Raw genomic sequence first — 936 nt, forward strand, 5'->3', positions numbered from 1 at the left:
GGGCCTTGTTTAGACGCGTGATTTCACAGGTGTGAGCCGCTGACGCTAAGTTCGATGTTTCTGACGGCGCATTTCAGGACGAGTTCACGGAACTGACCAAACCAGGTTCGCGCTCGAACAATCTCGCCGTATTTGCGTCGAAGCGCGAAAAACGTCGATTCGATGTTCGACCGTTGATGGTAAATCGTGTCATCGAGCAAAATATTGTTCGCGATACCGTGCCACCCTGATTCTCTGTGCTTAATTACTGGTTTAACACCTTCTGCACGGAGTCTGTGGCGGAGTAGCCACCAGTCGTATCCTTTGTCTGCAGTGAGAACATTCAGTTTGTCGAGATTTCGTTTCACCATCTGCCAGCCGATCTTGGAATCATGCGGTTGTTTCATCGAGCAGTGTATATCGAGAATCACACCAGTCTTACAGTCTAGGAGTGCTGTCGTTTTCACCGCCTTGAACGTGTAGTTCGTCCGTTTTGCGTAGTGTTGGCTGGCAGCGACACGATCCATGCCGGTGGCGTCGATTGCTTGAATTTCACCGGTTTCGTGCAGTTCTGCCGATAACCGCAACAAGACACGCCAAAGACGCATTTCTAAGTCTTGCTTTCGTGCACACACGGTGGTGAAGTCAGGAAGTTCATCCACCTCTAGACCGAGTGTCGCGACGATTCCAGGCATCTCGTGAAGGACATCGAGCAGCCGCCGATACGGATGGTCTAGATACTGCTGAAGACCGTGAATTGCGATAATTACCCAGTCTGCGTACCCTCCATTTCCTTTATTGACTGCTGGAGACGGATTGCCGACGACGGTTTTTTGAGCAAGCGAGACAACGCGTTCAGTGAAGCGGGCGAGTTTGCTGGACACAAACCCGTCTTCCCGCTTCACTTCCTAGTAAGTTAGACATTTAGCCGCTCTTACTAGCGTCTAAACACGCCCC

At 51.1% G+C, this 936-nt stretch carries 1 protein-coding gene; it reads right to left on the minus strand.

The window, feature by feature from the left end:
- Positions 1–23: 23 nt before the first annotated feature.
- The gene (locus tag SM754_RS20110) at positions 24–884 is read right to left on the minus strand and encodes an IS5 family transposase (RefSeq protein WP_323677923.1); all 861 of its coding nucleotides are present in this window, start codon (positions 882–884) and stop codon (positions 24–26) included.
- Between the last annotated feature and the right edge of the window lie 52 nt (positions 885–936).

It is taken from the genome of Halorubellus amylolyticus (assembly GCF_034808145.1).
Classification (GTDB): domain Archaea; phylum Halobacteriota; class Halobacteria; order Halobacteriales; family Natrialbaceae; genus Halorubellus.